At 73.3% G+C, this 25,777-nt stretch carries 22 protein-coding genes and 2 pseudogenes; 3 read left to right on the plus strand and 21 right to left on the minus strand.

Annotated features, from left to right (window positions below; all coding sequences use genetic code 11):
- Positions 1-167 precede the first annotated feature (167 nt).
- The 14 genes and pseudogenes from ACSU53_RS08185 to ACSU53_RS08250 all read right to left on the minus strand — a co-directional run bounded on the left by ACSU53_RS08185 (position 168) and on the right by ACSU53_RS08250 (position 10,838).
- On the minus strand, positions 168-1,799 hold the full coding sequence (locus ACSU53_RS08185) for a YifB family Mg chelatase-like AAA ATPase (RefSeq protein WP_437026002.1): 1,632 nt from the start codon (positions 1,797-1,799) through the stop codon (positions 168-170).
- A gap of 1 nt (position 1,800) precedes the next feature.
- On the minus strand, positions 1,801-2,145 hold the full coding sequence (locus ACSU53_RS08190) for a YraN family protein (RefSeq protein WP_437033081.1): 345 nt from the start codon (positions 2,143-2,145) through the stop codon (positions 1,801-1,803).
- A 686-nt stretch (positions 2,146-2,831) separates the two neighbouring features.
- Positions 2,832-3,140, minus strand: a complete 309-nt coding sequence (locus ACSU53_RS08195) for a DUF2469 domain-containing protein (RefSeq protein WP_003993268.1) — start codon at positions 3,138-3,140, stop codon at positions 2,832-2,834.
- 55 nt (positions 3,141-3,195) lie between these two features.
- Positions 3,196-3,717 carry an NUDIX hydrolase gene (locus ACSU53_RS08200; protein WP_437026003.1) on the minus strand — a complete coding sequence of 174 codons (522 nt, stop codon included), beginning with the start codon at positions 3,715-3,717 and terminating at the stop codon, positions 3,196-3,198.
- Entirely contained in the window at positions 3,707-4,531 is an 825-nt protein-coding gene (lepB, locus tag ACSU53_RS08205; RefSeq protein ID WP_437026005.1) for a signal peptidase I, read from the minus strand. The genes ACSU53_RS08200 and lepB (ACSU53_RS08205) overlap by 11 nt, the downstream gene beginning before the upstream one ends.
- Positions 4,532-4,575: 44 nt before the next feature.
- Entirely contained in the window at positions 4,576-5,553 is a 978-nt protein-coding gene (gene lepB / locus ACSU53_RS08210) for a signal peptidase I (protein WP_437026007.1), read from the minus strand.
- Positions 5,447-6,532 (minus strand): annotated as a pseudogene (lepB, locus tag ACSU53_RS08215) (signal peptidase I); the annotation flags it as partial. The pseudogene lepB (ACSU53_RS08215) and the gene lepB (ACSU53_RS08210), both read right to left, overlap by 107 nt.
- Positions 6,525-7,259, minus strand: a complete 735-nt coding sequence (gene lepB / locus ACSU53_RS08220) for a signal peptidase I (protein ID WP_437026008.1) — start codon at positions 7,257-7,259, stop codon at positions 6,525-6,527. The pseudogene lepB (ACSU53_RS08215) and the gene lepB (ACSU53_RS08220), both read right to left, overlap by 8 nt.
- A 45-nt stretch (positions 7,260-7,304) precedes the next feature.
- Positions 7,305-7,655 (minus strand): 50S ribosomal protein L19, encoded by a 351-nt coding sequence (gene rplS / locus ACSU53_RS08225; RefSeq protein ID WP_437026010.1) that lies wholly within the window; start codon positions 7,653-7,655, stop codon positions 7,305-7,307.
- A 131-nt stretch (positions 7,656-7,786) separates the two neighbouring features.
- The gene (gene trmD, locus ACSU53_RS08230; RefSeq protein WP_437026012.1) at positions 7,787-8,620 is read right to left on the minus strand and encodes a tRNA (guanosine(37)-N1)-methyltransferase TrmD; all 834 of its coding nucleotides are present in this window, start codon (positions 8,618-8,620) and stop codon (positions 7,787-7,789) included.
- Positions 8,620-9,216, minus strand: a complete 597-nt coding sequence (gene rimM, locus ACSU53_RS08235; RefSeq protein ID WP_437026014.1) for a ribosome maturation factor RimM — start codon at positions 9,214-9,216, stop codon at positions 8,620-8,622. Before rimM ends, trmD begins: the two co-directional genes overlap by 1 nt.
- 82 nt (positions 9,217-9,298) lie before the next feature.
- Positions 9,299-9,538, minus strand: a complete 240-nt coding sequence (locus ACSU53_RS08240; RefSeq protein ID WP_003973401.1) for an RNA-binding protein — start codon at positions 9,536-9,538, stop codon at positions 9,299-9,301.
- A 2-nt stretch (positions 9,539-9,540) separates the two neighbouring features.
- On the minus strand, positions 9,541-9,969 hold the full coding sequence (gene rpsP / locus ACSU53_RS08245; protein ID WP_437026015.1) for a 30S ribosomal protein S16: 429 nt from the start codon (positions 9,967-9,969) through the stop codon (positions 9,541-9,543).
- A gap of 269 nt (positions 9,970-10,238) precedes the next feature.
- Positions 10,239-10,838, minus strand: a complete 600-nt coding sequence (locus ACSU53_RS08250; protein WP_362092297.1) for a hypothetical protein — start codon at positions 10,836-10,838, stop codon at positions 10,239-10,241.
- 583 nt (positions 10,839-11,421) lie between these two features.
- Between ACSU53_RS08250 and ACSU53_RS08255 the strand changes: the two genes are divergently transcribed.
- A complete protein-coding gene (locus tag ACSU53_RS08255) occupies positions 11,422-12,276 on the plus strand; it encodes an SAM-dependent methyltransferase (protein ID WP_437026017.1) in 855 nt (284 codons plus the stop codon).
- 73 nt (positions 12,277-12,349) lie between these two features.
- On the opposite strand, the gene ffh is transcribed toward ACSU53_RS08255, so the two are convergent.
- From ffh to nsdA, 5 genes are all read right to left on the minus strand, one after another.
- A complete protein-coding gene (ffh, locus tag ACSU53_RS08260) occupies positions 12,350-13,900 on the minus strand; it encodes a signal recognition particle protein (protein WP_437026019.1) in 1,551 nt (516 codons plus the stop codon).
- Positions 13,901-14,042: 142 nt separating this feature from the next.
- Positions 14,043-16,484, minus strand: coding sequence for a [protein-PII] uridylyltransferase (locus tag ACSU53_RS08265; RefSeq protein WP_437026021.1), 2,442 nt, complete (start codon positions 16,482-16,484; stop codon positions 14,043-14,045).
- 82 nt (positions 16,485-16,566) lie between these two features.
- Positions 16,567-16,905 carry a P-II family nitrogen regulator gene (locus tag ACSU53_RS08270; RefSeq protein ID WP_362092285.1) on the minus strand — a complete coding sequence of 113 codons (339 nt, stop codon included), beginning with the start codon at positions 16,903-16,905 and terminating at the stop codon, positions 16,567-16,569.
- Complete coding sequence (locus ACSU53_RS08275; protein ID WP_437026024.1) at positions 16,902-18,242, minus strand: ammonium transporter; 1,341 nt, start codon at positions 18,240-18,242, stop codon at positions 16,902-16,904. The genes ACSU53_RS08270 and ACSU53_RS08275 overlap by 4 nt, the downstream gene beginning before the upstream one ends.
- A 313-nt stretch (positions 18,243-18,555) precedes the next feature.
- The gene (gene nsdA / locus ACSU53_RS08280) at positions 18,556-20,049 is read right to left on the minus strand and encodes a transcriptional repressor NsdA (RefSeq protein WP_437026025.1); all 1,494 of its coding nucleotides are present in this window, start codon (positions 20,047-20,049) and stop codon (positions 18,556-18,558) included.
- 446 nt (positions 20,050-20,495) lie between these two features.
- On the opposite strand from nsdA, the gene ACSU53_RS08285 reads away from it, so the two are divergent.
- Complete coding sequence (locus ACSU53_RS08285; RefSeq protein WP_437026027.1) at positions 20,496-21,230, plus strand: bifunctional DNA primase/polymerase; 735 nt, start codon at positions 20,496-20,498, stop codon at positions 21,228-21,230.
- Positions 21,231-21,628: 398 nt separating this feature from the next.
- Here the strand turns inward: ACSU53_RS08285 and ftsY are convergent, their stop codons facing one another.
- Positions 21,629-22,828, minus strand: a complete 1,200-nt coding sequence (gene ftsY / locus ACSU53_RS08290) for a signal recognition particle-docking protein FtsY (protein ID WP_437026028.1) — start codon at positions 22,826-22,828, stop codon at positions 21,629-21,631.
- 164 nt (positions 22,829-22,992) lie between these two features.
- Here ftsY and ACSU53_RS08295 point away from each other — a divergent pair.
- Positions 22,993-23,965 (plus strand): annotated as a pseudogene (locus ACSU53_RS08295) (LLM class flavin-dependent oxidoreductase).
- A 214-nt stretch (positions 23,966-24,179) separates the two neighbouring features.
- Here the strand turns inward: ACSU53_RS08295 and ACSU53_RS08300 are convergent.
- A complete protein-coding gene (locus tag ACSU53_RS08300) occupies positions 24,180-25,598 on the minus strand; it encodes a sugar porter family MFS transporter (protein WP_437026031.1) in 1,419 nt (472 codons plus the stop codon).
- Positions 25,599-25,777: the final 179 nt, after the last annotated feature.

Genomic DNA, 25,777 nt, shown 5'->3' on the forward strand with positions numbered 1-25,777 from the left:
CCCGCGCCGCGCGCACCCGCCGTCGTGCGGACCGTGGCCGGCGGCGGACCCCGGTGCGCGGTGCGGGACCCGGCCGTCCCCGGGTGCGGCGTGCCCGGCAGAGCCGCGGCCGGGGCCGGTCCCGGCCTTCTCGTCCGCCCCGCCGCCGCTCACCCGCGCCCCGGCGCTCACGTCAGGGCTCCGATGGCCATCGGCACGCCCCGGGGGACGCCGGTGCGCAGTTGCAGGGCGAGGGCGACGTCCGTGACCTGGGGACGGTCGTGGCCGACCAGGTCGGCGACGGTCCAGGCGACCCTGAGCACCCGGTCGAGGCCCCGGGCGGTGAGCACGCCCCGCTCCAGGCTCCGCTCGGCGTCGTCCATGGCGCCGGGAGCTGCTCCCCAGCGGCTGCGCAGCTCCCGCCCGGGGATGTCGCTGTTGGTGCGCCACGGGGTGCCCTCGAACCGGGCCGCCGCGCGTTCTCGGGCGGAGCGCACCCGGGCGGCGACCGTGGCGGTGGACTCCCCTCGGGCGCCGGCGGCGGTGAGTTCGGCGCGGGTGACGCGGTCGGCCTCCACCCTGAGGTCGACGCGGTCCAGCAGGGGTCCGGAGAGCCGCGCCTGGTAGCGGCGGACCGCGGAGGGCGGGCAGTCGCAGGAGCCGTCCCGCAGGGAGAACCGTCCGCACGGGCAGGGGTTGGCCGCGAGCACCATCAGGAACCTGGCCGGGAAGCGCACGACCCCGGAACTGCGGGCGATCACGACGTGCCCGGACTCCAGCGGCTGGCGCAGGGCGTCCAGGGCGTGGCTGCTGAACTCGGGGGTCTCGTCCAGGAAGAGCACGCCCCGGTGGGCGAGCGAGACCGCGCCGGGGCGGGCGACGCCCGGTCCGCCGCCGACGAGCGCCTGGAGCGTGGCCGAGTGGTGCGGGGCGCAGTAGGGGGCGGTGGCGACGAGGGGTTTGCCCGGCGGGAGGAGGCCGGCCACCGAGTGCACCGCGGTGACCTCCAGCGACTCCTGGCGGTCCAGTGGGGGCAGCAGGCTCGGCAGGCGCTCCGCCAGCATGGTCTTCCCGGCGCCCGGGGGCCCTTCCAGGAACAGGTGGTGGCCGCCGGCCGCGGCCACCTCGACGGCGGTCCGTGCCGAGGTTTGGCCGACGATGTCGGCGAGGTCGTGGCCCTGCCCCTGGTCCCAGGTGGCCGCGGACGCCCCGTGCATGCCGGTGGCCGCACCGGCGCCGGGTACCCGAAGGCCCGCCAGCAGCGGATCGGGGCGCCCGGGCTCCACGGGTTCCTCCTCGGGGACGGGCTCGTCGGTGAGCACCGCGATCAGCTGGCGCAGGCTGCGGATGCCCAGCACGGACACCCCCGGCACCAGGGACGCCTCGGCGGCGGCGCACTCCGGTACGACGACCTGCTCGTACCCGGCGTCGGCCGCGGCCAGCACGGCCGGCAGCGTGCCGCGGACGGGGCGGACCCGGCCGTCCAGGCCCAGCTCGCCGATCATCACGATGTCGGCCAGCACCCGGGGGTCGAGCCGTTCCGCAGCGCCCAGCACGGCGCACGCGACGGCGAGGTCGAAACCGCTGCCGGCCTTGGGCACGGACGCGGGACTGAGTCCCACGGTGAGCTTCTTCTGGGGCCACTCGGCACCGGAGTTGACCACGGCCGCGCGGACCCGGTCCCGGCTCTCCGTCAGGCTCTTGTCCGGCAGGCCCACCAGGGTGAACGCCGCGACTCCCGGTTCGAGGTCGGCCTGCACCTCCACGACCACGCCCTCCACGCCGACCAGCGCGACCGCGCACGTACGGGCGAAACCCATCTCAGGCCACCCCCCGCGCGTGCTCGACCCGGGGAGCCCCGCGGGTGGGCAGCAGGACGCCGACCAGGTCGATACGGACGCCCCCGGGTGGCGCTCCCCCGTGCTCGCGCAGCCAGCGTTCGGCCAGGTCGCGCAGGCGGTTCGCCTTGGCCGCCGTGACCGCTGCCATGGGGTGCTGGAACGTCCCCGCCCGGCGCGTCTTCACCTCGCAGACCACGAGGACGTCCCCGTCCCGGGCCACGATGTCGATCTCGCCGGCCCGGCCGCAGCGCCAGTTGCGCTCCAGGACGGTCATGCCGGCCTCGGCCAGCCGCCGCGCGGCCAGTGCCTCGCCGTACCGGCCCAGTGCGCTGCGGGCCCGGTGGGCGCCCTGCGGGCGCGCCGCGCCGCGGGCCCGGACCCGGGCGCCCTCGGCCGCGCGGGTCGCCGGGCGGGCGGGGAGCCGCCGTCCGGGACGCGGGGACGCCGGGACGTCCGGCGCGTCCTCCATGGCCCGGGGGCCGGATACGGGCGTCCCGCCCCACGGGGTCTGCGTGCCGGGTACGGGCTTTCGGCACCGCACGCCTTCTGCCCTGGCTACCGGCTCCCGGCCGCGCACGGCCTGTGCGTCGTGGACCACGGACGACGGCCGGCTCCGCGCGCTCTGCGGGTCGGGTACGCCCTCCGGCCTCTGCGCGGAGGGCACGCGCCCGTCTCGCCCGGACGGCACGTGCGCGTCTCGCCCGGACGGCGTAACGCGCCCGGACCGCGCGCCGTGCACGAAGTGTTCACCGGGTTCGGACCCCACACCGTGCACGAAGTGTTCACCGGATGCGGACCCCACACCGTGCTCGATGCGCGCAGGGCGTTCGGACCGCGCACCGTGCTCGCGGTGTGCACCGGGTTCGGAGCGCGCACCGCGCCCGGGGGACCTGCCGTGTCCGGAGTCTGCGTTCGGTTTCATGTCGGCACCGCCTTTCGGCACCCACCGTCACGCAGCCCGCACCCCGAAGTGGATCTTGGTGGACTACCGGCCGGTTGTGGAAAACTCCGTCACCCGCTCGGGAGCTCCAGGTCGCTCTTGTTGAGCTCCTCGATGTTCACGTCCTTGAACGTCAGCACGCGCACCTGCTTGACGAAGCGGGCGGGCCGGTACATGTCCCACACCCAGGCGTCCGCCATCGACACCTCGAAGAACACCTCTCCCTGGACCGAGTGCACCTGCATCTCGTAGTCGTTGGTCAGGTAGAAGCGGCGCTCGGTCTCGATCACGTATTTGAACAGACCGACGACGTCGCGGTACTCCCGGTAGAGCTTGAGCTCCATCTCGGTCTCGTACTTCTCGAGGTCCTCGGCGCTCATGGCATGTTCCCCTTCAGCGTGCGATCCCCCCATTGTGCGCCAGTCCCGGAAGCCCTCAGACGATTTCGGTGTCCAGGGTCTCGGGCCCGGCGGGGGGACCTTCGTCGAGCAGCCTCCGCAGCAGCTCGGCGAGTCTGGTCGGATACACCGTCTCATGCGCCCGAGCCAGTTCCGGGCACGTCCACCACCGTGCACCCACCACACTGCGGCGTTCCAGATCGGTCAGTGCCGTCGCGGCGGTGGCGGTCTGTTCGGTCCGCGCCAGGAAGTACCACTCGTCCTGGTCCCAGCGGCGGCCGGCGAAGGGGAAGGAGCACCTGCGCCGCCACAGCACCGGGCCGAGCTCCACGTCCGTGATGCCGGTCTCCTCGGCGAGTTCCCGCAGCGCGGCCTCCTCGCGGGTCTCCGCGCCCTCCACGCCGCCCCCGGGGGTGAACCACCAGTCGTCCGAGGGGTCGTCCGGTTCGTGACCGTGCAGCAGCAGGATGCGGTCCTGCGGGTCCAGCAACACCACGCGGGCCACCCGGCGCGGTCCGGCCTGCTGCTCGCCGGGCACCGGAGCGGTCTCAGCGGCCACCGGATGCCCCCGCTCCGGTCCCGGAGGGCCCCGGGGAGCCAGAAGGGCCGGAAGCCCCGCCGGCCCGGGCGCGCGAGGCCGCCGCACGCTGGGCGAGCGGGGTGTAGGCGGCGCCGCCGAGCACCAGCACCGCGCCCGTGGCGATCACGGCCAGCATCACCGGCAGCGGGCCCGGCGAGGACAGAGGGCCCAGCGCGCGGAAGCCGGCGGGGGCCTCCAGCATGCCGTTCATCGGCCACACCACGGCGTCGACCCGGGCCTGGACCGCGCCGCGCGCGACGGTGCCGTTGGCGGCGTCGGTGAGGTGGGCGGTGGAGTCCACCGAGCCGGACCGCTCGTCGCCGAGGAGGAACAGCCGCCCCTCGGGCACGGTCACCTCCGGGAAGGTCTGGAGACCGGCGAGGAGGTCGTCGCGCGGCAGATACGGTTCGTCGATCTCCTTGCCGTTGACCTTCAGCCTGCCGTTCTCGCAGCAGGACACGGTGTCGCCGCCGATTGCGACCACGCGCTTGAGGACCGGCACGTCGGCCCAGTTCTCGTCACGGAAGACGACGACGTCGCCGCGGCGCACGTCGGCGTCGTCGATGCGCTGGGCCAGGACGCGGTCTCCGGCGCCGATCGTGGGGGCCATGGAGGTGGTCGGCACGGTGTACGGGCGGTACACGACCGCTCCCCAGACGAAGCCGCCGAGGAACAGCACCATGCCCAGGGCCACGGCCAGCCCGGACAGACGCCGTCCGGTCCGGCCCGGCGCGGGGCCCCGGCCCGGGCCGCCGTTGCCGGAGGCCGTGCGTGTCGTGCTCTGACCACTCATGGGCGGCACCCTACCCGGCGGTACCTCGGCGGGTCAGCCCCTTCTCAGCGGCCCCCGCCGACGTCCGCGCGCCGGCGGCGCCACAGCACCAGCGGCACCGCGCCGACGAGTGCCAGGCCCTGCGGGGCGAGGGTCAGGGCGGCGCCGGCCGCCGAGGCCGCGTCCAGTGCGGGCTGGTCGTAGGTGTCCGGGACCGGGAGGTTGTCCCAGCGGTTGACCGGCCAGGCGATGACGACGGCCCGGCCGACGACCTCCTTCACGGGCACCATGCCGTTGTTCTTGTCGGCCCGGTTGTACCGCGAGTCGCGGGAGTTCTGCCGGTGGTCGCCCATGACCCAGATGTGGCCCTCGGGCACCTTCACCTTGAACTGGCCGCCCTGGTCGTCCTGGCTGCACGGGGTGTTGCCCGGGTACACGTACGGCTCGTTCAGCGCCTTGCCGTTGACTGTCAGCGGGCCGGTGCCCTTGCACTCGACGGTGTCGCCGCCGACGCCGACGACCCGCTTGATGAGGTCCTTCTCCTCGGCGGACGGCATCAGGCCGATCCAGCTGAGCATCTGCTGCAGGGCGTTGGGCTGGGGCGTGGGCTCACCCGCCAGCCAGTTGTCGGGGTCGTGGAAGACGACCACCTCACCGCGCTCGGGCTCGGAACCGAACCACGGGGTGAGCTTGTCGACCAGGACCCGGTCACCCTGCTGGAGGGTGTTCTGCATCGAGTCGGACGGGATCGAGAACGCCTGCACCAGGAACGTCTTGATCAGCAGGGCCAGGACCAGCGCGATGCCGATCAGGATCGGCAGTTCCTTCCAGAACGAGCGCGGCTTCTTCGCCCGGGGCGCGCTGCCGTCCGCCCCGCCGCGTGCCGTGGGGGGCTGGTCCCCGGGTCCGTCTCCGCCACCCGCCGGGGAGTGCTCCCCGGAGGTCACGGAGTCCTCCGCCGACGGACGGGCCGCTCCGACGGAACGTCCTCGGTACTCCTCGCCCTCGTGCCCGGACCGTGCGCCAAGCGCCGCATCCCCCACGCCAACTCCTTACTCTCTGCCGCCGCCCGCCCCTCGGACGGAGCAGGCCCACCACTCCCATAACGAGCGGGAGTTCCGCAGGGATCGGGAGCTGCATCATCGTGTTCGGATCGTCGGGGGCAACCCTATGCGACGGAGGGGGGCCCGCTGTCGTGACGGGCGCCGAGTCCGACACGGACGCGTAGGTTCTCGGTTCGTCCAGCGTGCTCCAGTGACCGAGCGGCCAGGCGATCACCATCGCCCGTCCGACGACCTCGTCCTCGGAGACGGTGCCGCCGTAGTCGGTGTCCTGGTGCGAGCGGGAGTCGGCGGAGTTGGACCGGTGGTCGCCCATCACCCACAGCCGTCCCTCGGGGACGGTGACGTCGAAGGGGATCGTCGACGGGCGGTTGCCGGGGTACAGGTAGTCGTTCTCGTCCAGGGGGACGCCGTTGACGCTGACGCGGCCCTCGCGGTCGCAGCACTGGACCCGGTCGCCTCCGACGCCGACCACCCGTTTGATCAGGTCCTGCTCGTTGTCGGAGGGCAGCAGTCCGATGAAGGTGAGCCCGTCCTTGATCTGCTTGATGCCGATCGGGTCGTCCGTCTTCGGCGCGGGCTGCTCGTCCTGGAGCCAGCCGCCGGGGTCCTTGAACACCACGACGTCCCCGCGCTGCGGCTTGGAGCCGAACCACGGGGTGAGCTTGTCGACGAGGACCCGGTCGCCGATCTGGATCGTCTGCTCCATGGAGCCGGACGGGATGACGAAGGCCTGCACCAGGAAGGTCTTGAGGACCAGCGCTATCAGGACGGCGACCCCGACGAGCAGCGGGATCTCCTTGACGGCACTGCGGCGGCGGCGCCGCTTGACCTTGCGCTGGAGTCTGCGCCGCTCGGCCCGGCCGCGGGAGTCGCCCTTGGCGGCCCGGCGGGAGCCGGTGGGCAGCAGGTTCTCCACGGCGCTCGCCGGTGCGCCCCGGGGCTTGCCGCGGTTACCCATGGGCACCCCCCGTGGTGTGCGGGCCGGCCGCCGGGGACGGGACGCGCGCGTAGGCGTCGGGCCGGTGCAGCCGGCGGGCCCGGTCGAACGGCCAGGCGATCCCGTCGGCGCGGCCGATCAGGTCGTCGGCCGGGACCATGCCGCCGCCGGGCGAGCCGAGGCGGTCGCGCGAGTCGCTGGAGGCGCTGCGGTGGTCACCGAGGAGGAACAGGCGCCCGTCGGGCACCACGACGTCGAAGGGGACCGTGGACGCGTCGTCGCCGGGGAACAGGAAGCCCGACTCGTCGACCGACCGGCCGTTCACCCGGATCCTCCCCTCCTCGTCGCAGCAGACCACGCGGTCACCGCCGACCCCGACGACGCGCTTGATGAAGTCGCCGTCGCCGAAGTACCCGCCTCCGTCGAACACCACCACGTCACCGCGCTGCGGCGCGGCTCCGAAACGGTATGCCAACTTGTTTACGAGAACGCGGTCCCCGATCCTCAATCCGGGCTCCATGGAGCCGCTGGGGATCTGGAAGGGCCGCACCACGAACGTGCTGAGCGCCAGCAGAAAGGCCAGGCAGAGCGTCAGGGTCAGGGTGATCCACCCGCCGGGGAGCCACGCCATGCGCCGCCCCAACGCGGAACGCGACCGGCCCTCCGGGCCCGGTGTCCCCGAGGTGTCCTCGGTCGTGTCCGGGCGGGAGGAGCGGTCGCGCTCCGTCTGCTGTGCTTCGGTGTCCATCGGGGCCAGATGGTATCCGGCCCCGGCTCGACCCCGGAAAAGCGCTCAGCTCTCGCGCTTCTCCTTGATCTTCGCAGCCTTGCCGCGGAGGTCGCGCAGGTAGTACAGCTTGGCGCGGCGGACGTCACCCTTGGTGACGAGCTCGATCTTCTCCACGATCGGGGTGTGCACCGGGAAGGTGCGCTCGACGCCGACGGAGAAGGAGACCTTGCGGACCGTGAAGGTCTCGCGGACGCCGGCACCCTGGCGGCGGATCACCACGCCCTTGAACTGCTGCACACGGGAGCGGCTGCCCTCGATGACGCGCACGTGGACGTTGACGGTGTCGCCGGGGCGGAAGGCCGGGACGTCGCTGCGCAGCGACGCGGAGTCGACGGAGTCGAGCAGGTGAGACATTTCGTCTGCTTTCTTCGCTGATGCCGCAGGTCATCAACGGCAAGGAGGTTCGGTTCGGGGATGTGCGGTACGGGCGGGCGTCGTGTCCCCCTGCGGCAGGGGCGCACGCCGGAACGACGCACAACAGCGGCCTATTCTTCCACGTCGTCGGTCCTGCGCCAAAATCGGCCGTACGGCTCGCCCTCGGGGTCCGGTTCCCAGCCCAGGACGGACAGCATCTCGCGGTCCTTGCGGTCGAACGCGCCAGGCTCGCAGCGCGCGATGAGGTCGGGGCGGTGAGCGGTGGTGCGCTTCAGCGCCTCGTCGCGGCGCCAGCGGGCGATCCTGCCGTGGTGGCCGCTGAGCAGCACGTCCGGGATGCCCCGCCCCCGCCACAGCGGCGGCTTGGTGTGCACGGGGCCCTCCAGGAGGTTGGCCATGGCGCCGGGGGCGAAGGAGTCGTCGCGGTGGGACTCGGCGTTGCCCAGCACGCCGGGCAGCAGGCGGGCCACGGCCTCGGTGACGACGAGCACGGCCGCCTCGCCGCCGGCCAGGACGTAGTCCCCGATGGACACCTCGTACACGGGCATCCGGGTCGCGTACTCGTCGACGACCCGGCGGTCGATGCCCTCGTAGCGGGCCGGGGCGAAGATCAGCCAGGGACGCTCGGACAGTTCGACGGCGAGGTCCTGGGTGAAGGGGCGCCCGCTGGGGGCGGGCACGATCAGCGCCGGTGCGCCGGTCCCCGTCTCGTAGCCGTCCGCGAGGACCGTGTCGAGGGCCTCGCCCCACGGCTCGGGCTTCATCACCATGCCGGGGCCGCCCCCGTAGGGGGTGTCGTCGACGGTGTGGTGCCGGTCGTGGGTCCAGGCGCGCAGGTCGTGGACGCGCACGTCGAGCTGCCCGCGGGCGCGGGCCTTGCCGACCAGCGAGACGTTCAGCGGTTCGAGGTACTCGGGGAAGATCGTGACGACGTCGAGCCGCATCAGGCGTCGTCCCCGGCGTCGTCGCGGGTCCCGGCGGCGGCGTCGCGGGCCCCGGCGGCGTCGTCGCGCGCGGAGGCGATCTCGGCGCGGTCGTCGATCAGTCCGGGCGGCGGGTCGATGACCGCGCGCTGTTCCTCCAGGTCGATGTCGGTGACGATCTCCTCGACGAACGGCACGTAGACCTCGCTGCCGTCGGGGCGCTCCACCACGAACAGGTCCTGGGCGGGCAGGTGGGAGATCTCGGTGATCCGGCCGACCTCGGTGCCGTCCACGGTCACCACGTCGAGGTCGATCAGCTGGTGGTCGTAGTACTCGTCCTCGTCCTCGGGCCGCTCGTCGGGGTCGACGTCGGCGATGAGGAGGGTGTTGCGCAGCGCCTCGGCGGCGGTGCGGTCGCGCACGCCCTCGAAGCGCAGCAGGAGGCGCCCGCTGTGGACCCGGCCGGTCTCGATGGTGAGCGGTCCGGCCGAGGGGGGGTCGGTGGCCAGGACGGCACCGGGGCCGAGCCGCAGCTCGGGCTCGTCGGTGCGGACCTCGACGGTGACCTCGCCCTTGATGCCGTGGGCGCGGCCGATGCGTGCGACTACCAGCTGCACGGTGCGGTATCTCCTGTCGGGACGACTTCGGGCCGGGGACGGCCGGTGGCCCTCCCCGGCCCGAGCCGGTTTGCGATAAGCGTCAGCGGACGTGGTCCACGTCGACGAGGTCGACCCGGACACCACGGCCGCCGATGGCGCCCACGACGGTGCGCAGGGCGCGTGCGGTGCGGCCGTTGCGGCCGATCACCTTGCCGAGGTCGTCCGGGTGGACCCGGACCTCGAGCACGCGTCCGCGGCGCAGGTTGCGCGAGGCGACCTGCACATCGTCAGGGTTGTCGACGATGCCCTTCACGAGGTGCTCGAGAGCCTCCTCGAGCATGCTCAGGCCTCGGTCGGCTCGGACGCGGAGGAGTCGGCCGCGGCCTCGTCCTTCTTGTCCGCCTTCTTCTTCTGGGTGATGGCCTCACCCTTGGCGTCGTCGTCGCCGCCGATCGCCTCGAAGGAGGGACGGGCCGCCTTCTCCTCGGGCTGCAGCAGCGGCGCCGGGGCGGGCTCGCCCTTGAACTTCTGCCAGTCGCCGGTCTTCTGCAGGATGGCGCGGACGGCCTCCGTCGGCTGGGCGCCGACGCCGAGCCAGTACGCCACGCGCTCGCTGTCGACCTCCATCACCGACGGGTTGTACGTCGGGTGGTACTTGCCGATCTCCTCGATCGCCCGGCCGTCACGGCGGGTACGGGCGTCGGCGACGATGATGCGGTAGTGGGGCGAACGGATCTTGCCCAGACGCTTCAGCTTGATCTTGACTGCCACGGGAGTGGAATCTCCTGGTTTTGACGTGGTTGGGCACGGCGGGAAGGCCGCGTGGGGTTGCGGTACCCGAGTGCCCGACGGACGCGTCAGCCGGAGGAGAGAGGGGTCCTGTGCGGCTGTCGAGTACAGCAGGCCATTCTGCCACACGCGCGGGAGGCCGCCGACCACGGGTGCGGGCGGGCACGACGCCGAGGCGCTCCGCGGGTGTGCGGAGCGCCTCGGGCACACCGGCACCTGACCCTCCGGCACCCACGAGATGCCGGGCGGGGTCAGCCTGCCGCTGCCACGACCTCCGGAATGCGGAACGGCTTGCCGCAGCCGCCGCAGACGATGGGGGCCTGGGCCAGGACAGACGGGACGACGCGGACGTTGCGCCCGCAGTCGCACACTGCCTTGACGCGTACACCTCCTCCGGAGGATCCGTGCCGTGCGGCGGGACCGCGGAAGCTGCGCGCGGTGTCGCCGGCGGTGGCGGCGGAGTGGGCCTTCAGCGCGCGCTGGAGGCGCTCGATGGTCGGGCGGTACCGGCGCTTCGCCTCGGGAGTGAGCGTGACCAGCGAGAAACCGCTGCTCGGGTGCGGCTCCTCGGGGTGGTCCAGGCCCAGCTCCTCGGCGATCGCGAGGAACCGGCGGTTGTGGTAGCGGCCCGCTCGGGACGTGTCGCGTACGCCGCGCGCGGCGGCGACGCCATGGACTGCCTCGTGCAGCAGTCGCTCGAAGGAGAGCTCGTGACCGCACGCGGACGACGACTCCCCGATCAGGGACTCGGGCGCGGCAAGATCCGGCAGTTCGGGGTGGTGCCGCTGGATGTCGGCCCACGCCTGCGCCAGTTCTGCGGCGAGTACAGGTGGTGTCTGTGTCGTGCTCACGTAATGACAACGAGCCGGGGTGGCTGTGTGTTCCGATTCCGGGCCATCCCAAATATTTTGCACGTACCCGTCAGTTCTCACTGATGCGTCGCGACGAGGGCGCGTGCGCCGATCTGCGGAGAAGCCTCGCAGCTCACCGCAAGGCGGTACGTAGGCCGACGTACGGCCCGGTGTGTAGCCCCGGAGGGTACGCCGATCATGCCAGGGGCGGCGGAAACGCAAGAGGCGTTTCGGCCGTCTCCCGCGGCACACGTCCGGGGCCCCGGTCCGACAGGCAGACGGTACGACCGGACGGACGGTACGACCGGACGGACGGACGGACGGTACGACGGTGACGTTACCGGGCCCCGGGCACGGCCGCCGCGCCGCCCCGCTCGCCGGCGGCGTCGCACCGGGGCGTCCCGTGTTGCCGCCGGGTGAATTCTTGCCACTGGCACGAGCAACTCCCAAGCCGCCGCCTCCTTCCACTGGACGCCGGGTCGAGGGCGGAGTTACCTGGCATACGGGGGGAGTGCGAGCGCACTGCACGGGGGCCAAGGAATCGGGCACAGCGGCAATTCTCGGCTGATTGGGGCTCTTACCTATGACACCTACGCTCGTGCGGCAGCACCCGCCTCAGGCGGGGGCCGCCCCCCGCGTGGACCTGCGGGCACGCGCGCGTGACTGGTCCGAGATCCAGGAACGGATGCTCGTCCCGCTCTACGAGGCCGTCCACGAACGGCTCGACGTGGGGCCGACGACCCGGCTCCTCGGCCTCGGCTGCGGCTCCGGACTCGCGCTGCTGATGGCCGCCTCGCGCGGCGCCGCCGTCACCGGGGTCGACACCGGCACCGACCGGCTGCGCCTCGCCCGCGAGCGGCTGCTGCCGGAGGACCGGGAGCCCCACGGGCGCCCGGACACCCGCATCGTGCGCGGCGAACCGGGCGACGCCGCTCCCGGTCCGCAGCCCCCGTACACCGTCGTCACCGCCTTCGAGCCGATCGGCTGCCTGGCCGGGGACGCGGACGCCCTGGCCGGGCTGCTCGCCGAGGCCGTGCCGCTCGCCGGACGCGGCGCCGCCGTGGTGCTGACCGGGTGGGGTCCGCCGGAGCGGTGCGCCACGCTCTCGGTGCTGCGCACCGCCACCGACGCGGCGCAGCCGGCGCGCGGCACCGGCACCTGGCGTCCCGCGCACCGCGACGACCTGGAGGAGGTCGCCGCCCGGGCGGGCCTGCGGCCGGACGGCTCGGGGCGGGTGGCCTGCCCGTTCGGCTACGCCGACCCGGACAGCGCGCTGCGGGGCCTGCTGTCGACCGGTCTGTTCGACCCGGCGATCGCGGCCACGGACCAGGTGCAGGTCGCCAAGGAACTGGCCGAGGCGCTGCACCCGTACCAGCGCCCGGACGGCACGGTGTGGATGCCGAACGTCTTCCGGTACCTGATCGCCCGCACCCCCTGAAACGCCCGGAGGGCGCCCCTCCCACGGGAGGGGCGCCCTCGGCGGACGTGGGGCGTGGCGGGCCGGCCGCCCGTCAGCCCATGAACTTCTTGAACTCCTCGGGCAGTTCGAAGTCCTTGCCGCCCTGCTGCGGCAGTCCGAAGGCGTTGCCGCCCTCGGCCGCCGCCGCGCGGCGCGCGGCCTCCTCCTGCTCCTGCTGCTTGCGCTTCATCGGGTTGCCGGAGCGCTGCTTGCCCTTGGCCTGCTTCTGCTTCTTCTTCTGCCGGCCGGGGCCGCCGCCCATGCCCGGCATCCCGGGCATCCCCGGCATGCCCCCGCCCTGCGCCATGCGGGACATCATCTTGCGGGCCTCGAAGAACCGCTCGACCAGGTTCTTCACGGCGCTGACCTCGACACCGGAGCCCTTGGCGATCCGGGCGCGGCGGGAGCCGTTGATGATCGTCGGTTCCTGGCGCTCGGCCGGGGTCATCGACTTGATGATGGCGGCGGTGCGGTCGACGTCGCGCTCGTCGAGGTTGTTGATCTGGTCCTTCATCTGGCCCATGCCCGGGAGCATGCCGAGCAGCTTGGAGATGGAGCCCATCTTGCGGACCTGCTCCATCTGGGCCAGGAAGTCGTCCAGGGTGAAGTCCTGGCCCTTCTTGGACGCCAGCTTGGAGGCCATCTTCTCGGCCTCTTCCTGGCTGAACGTCTTCTCCGCCTGCTCGATCAGGGTGAGCAGGTCACCCATGTCGAGGATGCGGGAGGCCATCCGGTCCGGGTGGAAGGCGTCGAAGTCGTCCAGCTTCTCGCCGTTGGAGGCGAACATGATCGGCTTGCCGGTGACCTGGCGGATCGACAGGGCCGCACCACCGCGGGCGTCGCCGTCCAGCTTGGAGAGCACCACGCCGTCGAAGCCGACGCCGTCGCGGAAGGCCTCGGCGGTGTTGACGGCGTCCTGGCCGATCATCGCGTCGACGACGAACAGGATCTCGTCGGGCGAGACCGCGTCGCGGATGTCCGCGGCCTGCCGCATCATCTCCTGGTCGATGCCCAGGCGGCCGGCGGTGTCCACGATCACGATGTCGTGGACCTTGGTCCGGGCGAACTCGATGGAGTCCTTGGCGACCTTCACCGGGTCGCCGACACCGTTGCCGGGCTCCGGGGCGTAGACGGCCACGCCGGCGCGCTCGGCGACCACGCTCAGCTGGTTGACGGCGTTCGGGCGCTGGAGGTCGGCCGCGACCAGCACCGGGGAGTGCCCCTGGTCCTTGAGCCACTTGCCGAGCTTGCCCGCGAGGGTGGTCTTACCGGCACCCTGCAGACCCGCGAGCATGATCACGGTGGGCGGCTGCTTGGCGAAGCGGAGGCGACGGGTTTCGCCGCCGAGCACCTGGACCAGCTCGTCGTTGACGATCTTGATGATCTGCTGGGCGGGATTGAGCGCCTTGGAGACCTCGGCGCCGAGCGCGCGTTCCTTGACGTTCTTGATGAACGCGCGCACCACCGGCAGGGCGACGTCGGCCTCGAGGAGGGCGATACGGATCTCGCGCGCCGTGGCGTCGATGTCCGCTTCGCTCAGCCGGCCTTTTCCGCGGAGGTTTTTGAAGGTCGCGCTGAGGCGGTCGGAGAGGGTGTCGAACACGGCGGCGTCGGTCCTCGGGATCGGGGGCGTTCTGGACTGCCCTCCAGGGTATCCGGCTCCGCGAGCAATTCCTCCCCGCCTGCCGTACTCGGGGGTCCGCCGGACCGGGCGGGAGGGCCGGACGCGGATGCGGGGCGCCGGATCATTCCCGCAGGGCGTTCTCCAGGGTGCGGGTCACGGCCCGGGCCTCGTCGTGGGGCAGCGGCACTCCGTCGTCGCGCGTGACGTAGAACGCGTCGACGGCGTTGGCGCCGAGGGTGCTGACGTGCGCGCTGCGCACCCGGATCCCGGCGTCCTCCAGGGCCCGGCCGATCCGGAACAGCAGGCCGGGGGCGTCCTGGGCCCGCACCTCGATCACCGTGGCGTGCCGCGAGGCGGCGGGGGCGACGGTCACCCGGGGCGGCGGGGCCGCGCGGCCGAGGCGGCGCGGGTGGGCGGCGTCCCGCTCGGCGAGGCGGCCGGCGACGCGCAGGCCGCCGTCCAGGGCGCGCACCAGGTCCGCGCGCAGCCGGGCGGCCTGCGGGAGGGAGCCGTACTCGGCGGCGACCCGCCAGTCCAGGAGCAGCACGGTGCCGTCCACGCCGTCGGGGAGGCCCACCGCGCGCAGCCCGGCGGTGCGGACGGTGAGCCGGTGCAGGGCGAGCACCCCGGCGACCGCGGGCAGCACGCCCGGCTGGTCGGGCACGGCGACGAGGAGTTCGACGCCGAGCGGCTCGGGGCCGGCGGAGGTCTCCCCCGGTCCGGGCGGCTCGGGCCGGGTGCGCAGGGCGAGCACCGGCCCGCCGGTGGCGGCGGCCTCGACGGCGAGCCGCTCCTGTTCGGCGGTGGGCGCCGCCTCCGCCGGGCCGGCGGGCGGATCACCGGCGAGGACCGCCGAGACGCGGTGCACCAGGTCGGTGACCAGCCGGGCGCGCCAGGCGGACCAGGCGGCGGGCCCGGTGGCGAGGGCGTCGGCCTCGGTGAGGGCGTGCAGCAGTTCCAGGGTGCCGGGCGATCCGACGGCCTCGGCGACCGCGCGCACCGTCGCCGGGTCGTCCAGGTCGCGCCGGGTGGCGGTCTCGACGAGGAGCAGGTGGTGGCGCACGAGGGTGGAGATCACGGTGACGTCGGGGCCGTCGAAGCCGAGGCGGGCGGCCATGTCCTTGGCGATGACCTCGCCGGCCACCGAGTGGTCGCCGGGCCAGCCCTTGCCGATGTCGTGCAGCAGGGCGGCGACCAGGAGCAGGTCGGGGCGGTGGACGCGGCGGGTGAGCGCGGAGGCGCGCACGGCGGTCTCGACGAGGTGCCGGTCGACGGTCCAGACGTGGACGGCGTTGCGCTGCGGGCGGCAGCGCACACGTTCCCAGTCGGGCAGCAGCCGGCTGATCAGGCCCTCGGCGTCCAGGGCCTCCCACACGTCGACGGCCGGAGGTCCGGATCCGAGCAGGGTGACGAGCTGCTCGCGGGCCTCCGCGGGCCAGGGGGCGGGCAGCGGGGGCGCGGTGGCGGCCAGGTGCCGTACGGCGTGGCGGGAGAGCGGGAGTCCGGCCTGGGCGGCGGCGGCCGCGGCGCGCAGCGGGAGCACGGGGTCGCGTTCCGAGCGGGCGGTGCGGGCGAGGACCGCTTCGCCGTCCTGTTCGACGACTCCCTCGGCGAGGGGGGTCCGCTCGGCGGTCCGCCGGCCGCCGAGGAGGGTGCGCAGGGTGGGCCGGGCGGCGCGGGAGCGCAGGACGCGTCCCACCTCGCGCCAGGTGACGTCGCTCGCGTAGGTGATGACGCCGGCGGCCTCGTAGACCTGGCGCAGCAGGGCGTCGGCGTCGAGGAGTCCGAGCCGGCCGGCGACCTGGTCCTGTTCCTGGAGGGCGAGCCGGTCGGTCGCGCGGCCGGTGGCCAGGTGCAGGGCGTCGCGCACGTCGAGGAGGTGACGGCGGGCGTCGGCGAGGCCCTCGCGGGGGGCGTCGGCGAGCCAGGAGGCGGCCACGGCGCGGAGGGCGGTGGCGTCCCTGAGGCCGCCGCGGGCCTCCTTGAGGTCGGGTTCCAGCAGGTAGCGCAGTTCCCCCTGGCGTGCGGCGCGCTCGGCGCACAGGTCCCGCAGCTCCGGCAGGCGCCGGGGGGCGAGGTTGCGCCAGTCGGCGAGCACGGTGGTGCGCAGCGCGGTGGTGAGGCCGAGGTCTCCGGCGAGGTGCCGGGCGTCGAGCAGGCCCAGCTGGACCTTGAGGTCGTCGGCGGCGGTGCGGCGGGCCTCGGCGGGGGTGCGTACCGAGTGGTCGAGGGCCAGGCCGAGGTCCCAGACGGGGTACCAGAGGCGGTCGGCCAGGGCGGCGACGGCCTCGCTGTCGCCGTCGTCGTGCAGGAGGAGCAGGTCGAGGTCGCTGCGCGGGGAGAGTTCGCCGCGCCCGTACCCTCCGACGGCGATCAGGCTGACGCCCCGGGGCGCCGGGCGGGCCGCGGTGAACAGGGCGGCGAGCCAGGCATCGGTCAGGTCCGCGAGGGCGGTGCGCCGGTGCGGCCCGGGCCGCGCGTCCTCGGTGAGGAGGCGCAGCCGGGCCGCCGCGTAGCCGCCGGGCTCCGTCGCGTCCGTGTGGTGCGTGTCCGTACCCGTCACCCGGCGGCTCCTTGTTCGGTGCTGTGCAGTGCCGTGCAGCGCTGTGCCGTGCAGCGCTGTGCTGTGCGGTGCGGCGGTGCCGTCAGAGGGCGTCGGGGCCGCGTTCGCCGGTGCGGACCCGTACGGCCGTCTCGACCGGGAGGGACCAGACCTTCCCGTCACCGATCTTGCCGGTGCGGGCCGCCTTGACGATCACGTCGATGAGCTGTTCGGCGTCGTCGTCCTCGACCAGCACCTCGATGCGGATCTTGGGGACGAGGTCGACGGTGTACTCGGCGCCCCGGTAGACCTCGGTGTGGCCGCGCTGGCGGCCGTAGCCGCTGGCCTCGGTGACGGTCAGGCCGTGCACGCCGAAGGCCTGCAGGGCCTCCTTGATCTCGTCGAGCCGGTGCGGCTTCACGACGGCGATGATGAGCTTCATGCGTCCACCTTCTTGCTTTCGGCCGGGGCGGCGGGAGCGGGGGCGGCGGTGGTGCGGGATCCGCCGCCGGTGCCGCTGAAGTCGTAGGCGGTCTCGGCGTGTTCGGCCTGGTCGATGCCGGCGACCTCGTCGTCCTCCAAGACGCGCATGCCGATGGTCCTGTCGAGGAGGAGGGCGAGGACCGCGGAGGCGATCAGGGAGTAGGCGAGGACGCCGAAGACGCCGGCGCACTGCTTCCAGAACTGGTCGAGGCCGCCGCCGTAGAAGAGGCCGGCCACGTCGGACTGGCCCTTGCCGGTGGCGAAGAAGCCGACGAGCAGGGAGCCGATGATGCCGCCGACGAGGTGGACGCCGACGACGTCGAGGGAGTCGTCGTAGTTGAACCGGTACTTCAGGCCGACGGCCATGGCGCACAGGACACCGGCGATCAGGCCGACCGCGATGGCGCCGAGCGGGGAGACCGCGCCGCCGGCGGGGGTGATGGCGACGAGGCCGGAGACGGCTCCGGAGGCGGCGCCCAGCGTGGTGAAGGCGCCGTGGCGGATCTTCTCGTAGGCGAGCCAGCCGAGCACCGCGGCGCCGGTGGCGACCTGGGTGTTGACGAACATCAGGGCGCCCACGCCGTCGTCGTTGCCGAGCCAGGAGCCGGAGTTGAAGCCGAACCAGCCGAACCACAGCAGGGCGGCGCCGAGCATGACCAGCGGGAGGCTGTGCGGGCGCATCGGGTCCTTCTTGAAGCCGATGCGCCGGCCGATGACGAGGATCACGCCGAGCGCGGCGGCGCCCGCGTTGATGTGGACGGCCGTTCCGCCGGCGAAGTCGATGACGCCGAGTTCGAAGGCCCAGCCGCCGGAGCCCCAGACCCAGTGGGCGACCGGGAAGTAGACGACGGTGACCCACAGGGCGACGAACAGCGCCCAGGCGGTGAACTTCACGCGGTCGGCGAGGGCGCCGCTGATCAGCGCGGGGGTGAGGACGGCGAACATCATCTGGAAGACCAGGAACACGAAGAGCGGGATGGTGGTGCCGTCCCACAGTTCGGTGAGGCCGATGTCGCTGAGGCCCACCCAGTCGGAGTTCCAGCCGATGAGGCTGCCGGAGTCGGTGCCGAACGCCATGGAGAAGCCGTACAGCACCCAGAGGACGGTGACGATGCCCAGGCTGATGAAACTCATCATCAGCATGTTCAGGGTGCTCTTGACGCGGACCATGCCTCCGTAGAAGAAGGCCAGACCCGGCGTCATGAGCATCACCAGGGCGGAACAGATGAGCATGAACCCTGTGTTGGCGGCGGACAGCGTGGGCGCGTCCGCGGCCAGGGCGACGGCTGGTGCCATCGGCGTCTCCTCGTCTTGTGTACGGCCCGTGCGGGCGAAGCCTCGAGCGGATGGAGGGGTGGGCCGGTCGTGCGCCATGAGATTCGCGCGGCGCGGTTTCGGCGGGCGCCCCTCGTTGTTTCGCCGCCGTGACGAAGAGCCGTGGCGTGTTACGCGTCGGTGAACCGCGGGGCCGGTCGCCGCGGACGGCCGGTGCCGCGGGTCCGGGAACGGGACCGGCCGCGGCCGGCCTCCGAAATGACTGGCATGGGGGAGCCGAGTCGGGCAGTTCGGGAGGGCCGGCCGCGGCCGGGGTCTGCGGGTTCCGCCGCGGTCAGACCGCTTCGGCGGTCTCCGGCAGCTCGGCGGCGAGCCGCTCGGTGAGGTCGACGACGACGGCGAGGTCGCCGAAGTCGCGGACGGCGGTGTCCACCGTCTTTCGGATACGGGTGTTCACGCGTTCCGAACGGACCTTCTTGGCCGCGCGGATGGCGTCGGTGGCGAGGGCCGCGCCCTGTTCGGGTTCGCGCTGGAGGAGGTGGACGGTGGCCATGCCGATCAGGTTGAGGGCGTAGGAGCGCTGGTGCTCGCTGCGCTCCCGGGCGAAGAGTTCCACGGCGCGCTGCATCAGCGGTTCGGCGAGGGAGGCGTAGGTGGGGCTGCGGCCGGCGACGTAGGCCAGGTCGCGGAAGGAGTGGGAGTTCTCGCCGTACAGCTCGGCCTCGGTGAAGAAGCTGATCCAGCCGGGGTCGGGCTCGTCCCACTCGGCGGCTTCGGCGAAGGTGTCCTCGGCCATGCGGACCGCCCGCTTGCACCGACCGGGCTGGCCCATGTTGGCGTAGGCGCGGGCCTCCATCGCGTACAGCATCGCCTGGGTGCGCGGGCCGGCGCAGTCGCGGCTGCCGTACTGGGCGAGGTGGATGAGTTCCAGGGCGTCGTCCGGGCGGCCGAGGTGGATCATCTGGCGGCTCATGTTGGAGAGGATGTACGAGCCGAGGGGGCGGTCGCCGGCCTCCTTGGCGGCGTGCAGCGCGAGGACGAAGTACTTCTGGGCGGTGGGCTGCAGTCCCACGTCGTAGGACATCCAGCCCGCGAGTTCGGCGAGTTCGGCGGCCACCTTGAACAGGCGGCGGGTGGTGGCCTCGGGCTGGGGCTCCTGCAGGAGGTCGGTGACCTCGTGCAGCTGCCCGACGACGGCCTTCCGGCGCAGGCCGCCGCCGCACTGGGCGTCCCACTGCCGGAACATGACGGTGGTGGTCTCCAGCAGGTCCAGCTCCGGCTTGGACAGCCGGCCCCGGCCGCGCCCCGGGGCGGAGGGGTCCGCCGCCGGGTGCGTCTGCGGGGCGGACGGGGTGGGGACGAGCCAGCGCTGCATGGGCTCGATCAGGGACGGGCCCGCGGAGAGGGCCAGCGAGCTCCCGAGGAAGCCGCGCCTCGCCAGCATCAGGTCGCTGCGCGAGAACTCGCTGAGCAGGGCCACGGTCTGCGGGCCCGTCCACGGCAGGTCGACGCCGGTGGCGGAGGGTGCCGGGCGGGTCGTGCGCAGGCCCAGATCCTCGACGGAGACGACGACGCCGAAGCGCTCGGAGAACAGTTCGGAGAGGATCCTGGGGATGGGTTCGCGGGGGTTCTCGCCGTCCAGCCAGCGGCGCACGCGCGAGGTGTCGGTGGAGATGTGGTTGGCGCCCAACTGGCGTGCCCTGCGGTTGACCTGACGGGCCAGTTCGCCCTTGGACCAGCCGCTGCGGACGAACCACGAGGCGAGCAGCTCGTTCGGACGTTTCTCCGGACTCGCCGTACTCGTCCCGCCACCGCCGTTGCCGCTCACTGGAACGCCCCCATCCCTGAAGACCACTTGTCGCTGAGTGCGCCAAGCCTTATCAGAATGCCGGTTGTCGGGGCCGCCCGTCCGGCGCTTGCCACCCTTCGAACGGAAAGCCGAGTTGCCTCCGGCATACCCACAAGAGCATGTGCCCCAAGAAGCCGTGCACACACCGTAGTCCCACGATCACCCGTCCAGCCATGGCGGATGCACAATCGCCACCATTCGCCACCCCTTCGAATGAACTCACGGTTGCCGTCCCGGGGTTCACTTGACACTGGACAGCCAAGAGTGGACGCGGTGACGCAGACAGGGGCGCACACCGCCAGGCGCACCACCCCTGGAGCTTCCGGACGCCGCTTGGGCCGGCCGGCACGGGGAAGCCGCAAACAGAGCGTCACATTCCGCGTCCGCTGCGTAACCACCGGTTCGCCGGACCCGTTGGAGGGGGCATGGGCTTCACGATCGGTATCAGCCGGGGCATCCGCGACATCCGGTCCGGCTCGCGCCGCCGCGGCCGCGCGTCGGACGCCACCACCGTGGCGGAGTACACCGGCCTGTGGGGCTGGGACGTCCTCCCGGGCGCCCGGGCCGCCGCCGGCTCCTGTTCCTGCGGACGGCCGGACTGCCCGGCGCCGGGCGCACACCCCCTGGACTTCGCGCCGCGGATCCCCGCCGGGGCTCCGCTGGACGAGGTCACCCGGACCTGGGCCGGGTTCCCCGGAGCCTCCGCGATGCTCCCGGTGGGACACGCCTTCGACGTGCTGGAGGTGGCCGAGCCCGCCGGTCTCCACGCCCTGGCCCGCCTGGAGCGCATGGGCCTGCCCGTCGGCCCGGTCAGCGCCACCCCGGACGGGCGCGCCCAGTTCTTCGTCGCGCCGGGGGCGGCCGCCGCCCTGCCCCGGCTGCTGTACCGCATGGGCTGGGACGACCCGGCCGCCCTGGACCTGCGCGCCCTCGGCCCCGGTACGCACGTCACGGCCCCGCCGTTCGACCGTGCGGGCCTGGGCCCGGTCCGCTGGCTGCGCTCCCCCGCCCTGGACTCCGCCACCCGCCCCCCTCAGGCGCGCCTGCTCCTGGGCACCCTGGCGTACGTGGCCCACCGCTCGCGCGCCCGCACGGCCGGGGCGCTCCGGCCATGGCGCGGTGAGCGGGGCGCCGGGAGCACGGGCCCCGGCCGCGCGTGAGGGCGTCCGCCTGGTCCCGCGAGGCGGGCCCGCCCGCCTCGCCCGTCGGGCCCGGACCGCTCCGCGCGGGCCGGCGCGGGCGACGGGGACCGTCCGGCCCTCGCCGGGGGCGTCGCAGCGTGCGGGGATCAGCGCCCCCGGGCCCGTGAGGCACGGGCGCGCGGTCCTCCCCCTCCGGCCGGCGGCCACGGCTCGGCGCCCTGCCCCGGGTGCCCGTCCACCCCCGCGGCGGCCGGCCCCGCCCCTCGCCCGTGCCCGTGAGCACGGCCCGCGAGACTCCGGCTGCCCGCGCTCGGCGTCCTCCGGGGCGCCTTCCCCGGCGGGAGGAACGGCGAAGCGCCCGTCCCCGGGCGGACCGGGAGGCGGGCGCTTCCTCGCGTGCGGGCGGCGGCCGGGGGTCACTCCCCGAGGAGAGCGTCCACGAATGCCGCCGGTTCGAACGGGGCCAGGTCGTCCGCGCCCTCGCCGAGCCCGATCAGCTTGACCGGGACGCCCAGCTCGCGCTGGACCGCGACGACGATGCCGCCCTTGGCGGTGCCGTCCAGCTTGGTGAGGACGATGCCGGTGATGTCGACGACCTCGGCGAACACCCGCGCCTGGACCAGGCCGTTCTGGCCGGTGGTGGCGTCCAGCACGAGCAGCACCTCGTCCAGCGGGGCCTGCTTCTCCACGACCCGCTTGACCTTGCCGAGCTCGTCCATGAGGCCGGTCTTGGTGTGCAGGCGGCCGGCGGTGTCGATGAGCACCGCGTCGGCGGCCATCTCCTTGCCCTCCTTGACCGCGTCGAACGCGACGGAGGCCGGGTCGCCGCCCTCGGGGCCGCGCACGATGTGGGCCCCGACCCGCTCGCCCCAGGTCTGGAGCTGGTCGGCGGCGGCCGCGCGGAAGGTGTCGGCCGCGCCCAGCACGACGGTGTTACCGTCGGCGACCAGCACGCGGGCCAGCTTGCCGGTGGTGGTGGTCTTGCCGGTGCCGTTGACCCCGACGACCATGACGACGCCGGGGCCGCCGGTCTCGTTGCCGGTGTGCACGGTGCGGTCCATGTCGGGGCCGACCAGGGTGACCAGCTCCTCGCGGAGCAGTCCGCGCAGTTCCTCGGGGGTACGGGTGCCGAGGACCTTGACGCGCTCCCGCAGCCGCTCGACGAGCTCCTGGGTGGGCTGGACGCCGACGTCGGCGGTGAGCAGGGTGTCCTCGATCTCCTCCCAGGTGTCCTCGTCGAGGTGCTCGCGGGACAGCAGGGAGAGCAGGCCCTTGCCGAGGGCGTTCTGCGAGCGGGAGAGACGGGCCCGCAGGCGGATCAGGCGGCCCTCGGTGGGGGCCGGGATCTCGATGGCGGGAGCCTCCGCGGCGGGCGGCTCCTCGATGACGACGGCGGAGCCGTCGGGAAGATCAACCTCCTCGATGGTGCGCCGCGGTTCCTCCCGCGGCGTCTCGGCCTCGTCGCCGACGTGCGGCTCGGCCGGAGGGGCGGTGATGTCGGGCGCGGCGGGCGGCGGCGGGGGCAGCGGCTTCTTGCGGCGGCTGCCGACGATGAGCCCGCCGATCGCGCCGAGCACGACCACGGCGATGACTACAGCAAGGATGACGATGTCCATAACCCGTCCAGTATCGGCCATGGCACCCCCGCACGCCCCGACGCCGACCCGCCGTGGAACGTCCGTGCCGGGGGCCCGGGCACCCTGGCCGACTGACGTATCGTCAGCCACCGTCCGACCGGAACAGCCCGGCGGACGGTGGACTCGGCGAAGGGATCCCAGCCATGCCCGTCACGGTCGTACGCCTCAACCTGGTCGCTCCCGGCGCCTCCCCGTCCGAGCTCGGCGCGCGCTACCGGGCGGCCCTGGAGATGGCCGCCTGCGCGGACGACCGCGGGGTGACCACCGTGCAGACGGAGGAGCACCACGGATCCGGTGACAACTGGCTGCCCGCGCCGTTCACCGTCGCGGGGGCGGTACTCGACGCCACCCGGCGGATCACGGTCACCGCCGCGGCCATGATCGGTCCGCTGTACCACCCGCTGCGGCTGGCCGAGGAGATCGCGGTGCCGGACCTGCTGAGCGGCGGCAGGCTGGTCACGGTCGCCGGCCTCGGCTACCGGCCGGAGGAGTACGACCTGTTCGGCGTGGACTTCGCCCGGCGCGGTGAGCTCCAGGACGAGCCGCTGTCGACCCTGCTGTCGGCGTGGACCGGTGAGGAGTTCACCCACCAGGGCCCGGAGGGTGCGGGTCACCCCGCGTCCGGCGACCGAGCCGCATCCGCCGCTCCTGGTGGGCGGGTCGTCCCGCGCCGCCGCCCGCCGGGCCGCCCGGCTGGGGCTGCCGTTCCTGCCCGGCGCGCACCTGCCGGAGCTGGTGGCGTACCACGAGGAGCGGCTCGCCGCGTACGGCACGCGGGGCTGGGCCGCGATGCCGGCCGCCGACGGCGCGCTGCTGCACGTGGCGGAGGACCCGGACCGGTGCTGGGCGCTGTACGGCGACCACTTCCTGCACGAGGCGCGGACCTACGCCTCCTGGCAGCCGCCCGGGGCCCGCTCGGCGGTGCGGTCGGCGGCCGGCACGGTGGAGGAGTTGCGTGCCGAGGGCGTGTACCGCGTCCTCACGCCGGAGGCGGGCGCGGCCCTGGGGCGGGACTCCTACGTGCTGCACCCCCTGGTGGGCGGGATGCCGGTGGACGAGGGGTGGCGCAGTCTGCAGCTGTTCGCGGAGCGGGTCCTGCCCCGGCTGGCGGGCTGAGCCGGGCCTTGGGTCCGGGCAGCCCGCCGCGTCCCGCCGGGCCGTCCGGGCGGAGAACCGCCCGGCCGCGCTCCGGGCGGCGCCGGACAGGGCGCCGCCCCCGGTCCGGGGGTCCGGGCCGGGGGCGGCGGTGGGGGGTTCGGGAGAGGGGCAGCGGGGACTGGAACCCTTCCCCCGATCGTGGGGCGCCGGCCGTGGGGGACGGCGCCGGGGGTCAGCCCATCTCCTCCAGGGCCTTGCCCTTCGTCTCCTTGACGAACTTCAGGACGAAGGGGATGGAGAGGGCGGCGAAGAAGGTGTAGATCACGTAGGTCGTCGACAGGTTCCAGTCGGCGAGCGAGGGGAAGCTGGCGGTGATGGCCCAGTTGGCGATCCACTGCGCGGCCGCGGCCACGCCCAGGGCGGCGGCACGGAGCCGGTTGGGGAACATCTCGCCGAGCATCACCCACACGACGACACCCCAGGACAGGGCGAAGAAGAGGACGAAGACGTGGGCGGCGATCAGGGCGACCCAGCCCTGCGTGGCGGGCAGCTTGCCGTCGACCAGGTCGAAGGAGAAGGCCCAGGCCTCCAGCGCCAGGCCGATCACCATGCCGACGGACCCGATGATGGCCAGCGGCCGGCGGCCGATGCGGTCCACGAAGATCATCGCGATCACGGTGCCGACGATGTTGATGATCGACGTGGTGAAGGAGTAGAAGAACGAGTCCGTCGGGTCGACGCCGACCGACTGCCACAGGGTGGCCGAGTAGTAGAAGGCGACGTTGATGCCGACGAACTGCTGGAAGACCGACAGGCCGATGCCGATCCAGACGATCGGCTTGAAGAAGAAGCTGCCGCCCAGGAGGTCCTTGAAGCTGGACTTCTCCTCCCGGTGCATGGCCTGCCGGATCTCGTCGACGCGGGCGTCCAGGTCGACGCCCTTGCCCTCGACCTCTTCGAGGATGCTCCGGGCCCGCTCGTGCTTGCCGACGGAGATCAGGTAGCGGGGGGACTCGGGGATCGCGAAGGAGAGCAGGCCGTAGAGGACGGCCGGGACGACCATGACGCCGAGCATCAGCTGCCAGGCCTCCAGCCCGAGCAGCTTCCCGCGCTGGTCGCCGCCGGCGGCGTTGAGGATGCCCCAGTTGACCAGCTGGGACACGGCGATGCCGACGACGATCGCGGCCTGCTGGAAGGAGCCGAGCCGGCCGCGGTAGGCGGGCGGGGCCACCTCGGCGATGTAGGCGGGGCCGATGACGGAGGCCATGCCGATGGCGATGCCGCCGACGACGCGCCAGAAGGCGAGGTCGTACAGCGAGAAGGGCAGCGCCGAGCCGATGGCGCTGACGGTGAAGAGGACCGCGGCGATCTGCATGCACCGGATGCGGCCGATGCGGTCGGCTATGCGGCCCGCGGTCGCCGCGCCGATGGCGCAGCCGATCAGGGCCACGGCGATGACCTGTGCGAGGGCGGCGGAACCGATGTCGTAACGGTCCCGGATGGCCTCGACGGCGCCGTTGATGACGGAGCTGTCGTAACCGAAGAGGAAACCGCCCATGGCGGCCGAAGCCGCGATGAAGATGACGTGCCCGAGATGGTCGGGATGAGCCGTTGCGGCTCCTGATGTCTGTGCCTGCGTCGAGCTGGTCACGTGTACTCCTCGGGCCGCCGGCAGCATCGCCGGACGGGGGGTCAGCCCTTCGAGGTTCACCGGAAGGCACCTGAAGGTAAGAACAACTTCGCAGAGACTATGCCTTCAAGTCTTGAAGTCAATAGTCGATGTCATGTGATTTTTGAGACCACAGGAGCCAAGGAGGACGCCGATGCGTT

It is taken from the genome of Streptomyces sp. enrichment culture, assembly GCF_964273255.1.
GTDB lineage: Bacteria > Actinomycetota > Actinomycetes > Streptomycetales > Streptomycetaceae > Streptomyces.

Coding starts and splice junctions, on each gene's coding strand:
- ACSU53_RS08185 (WP_437026002.1), bottom strand. CDS start 1,799: ATGGGTTTCGCCCGTACGTGCGCGGTCGCGCTGGTCGGCGTGGAGGGC.
- ACSU53_RS08195 (WP_003993268.1), bottom strand. CDS start 3,140: ATGAGCGCCGAGGACCTCGAGAAGTACGAGACCGAGATGGAGCTCAAG.
- lepB (WP_437026005.1), bottom strand. CDS start 4,531: ATGAGTGGTCAGAGCACGACACGCACGGCCTCCGGCAACGGCGGCCCG.
- lepB (WP_437026008.1), bottom strand. CDS start 7,259: ATGGACACCGAAGCACAGCAGACGGAGCGCGACCGCTCCTCCCGCCCG.
- rplS (WP_437026010.1), bottom strand. CDS start 7,655: ATGTCTCACCTGCTCGACTCCGTCGACTCCGCGTCGCTGCGCAGCGAC.
- trmD (WP_437026012.1), bottom strand. CDS start 8,620: ATGCGGCTCGACGTCGTCACGATCTTCCCCGAGTACCTCGAACCGCTG.
- ACSU53_RS08240 (WP_003973401.1), bottom strand. CDS start 9,538: ATGCTCGAGGAGGCTCTCGAGCACCTCGTGAAGGGCATCGTCGACAAC.
- ACSU53_RS08255 (WP_437026017.1), top strand. CDS start 11,422: ATGACACCTACGCTCGTGCGGCAGCACCCGCCTCAGGCGGGGGCCGCC.
- ACSU53_RS08270 (WP_362092285.1), bottom strand. CDS start 16,905: ATGAAGCTCATCATCGCCGTCGTGAAGCCGCACCGGCTCGACGAGATC.
- ACSU53_RS08275 (WP_437026024.1), bottom strand. CDS start 18,242: ATGGCACCAGCCGTCGCCCTGGCCGCGGACGCGCCCACGCTGTCCGCC.
- ACSU53_RS08285 (WP_437026027.1), top strand. CDS start 20,496: ATGGGCTTCACGATCGGTATCAGCCGGGGCATCCGCGACATCCGGTCC.
- ftsY (WP_437026028.1), bottom strand. CDS start 22,828: ATGGACATCGTCATCCTTGCTGTAGTCATCGCCGTGGTCGTGCTCGGC.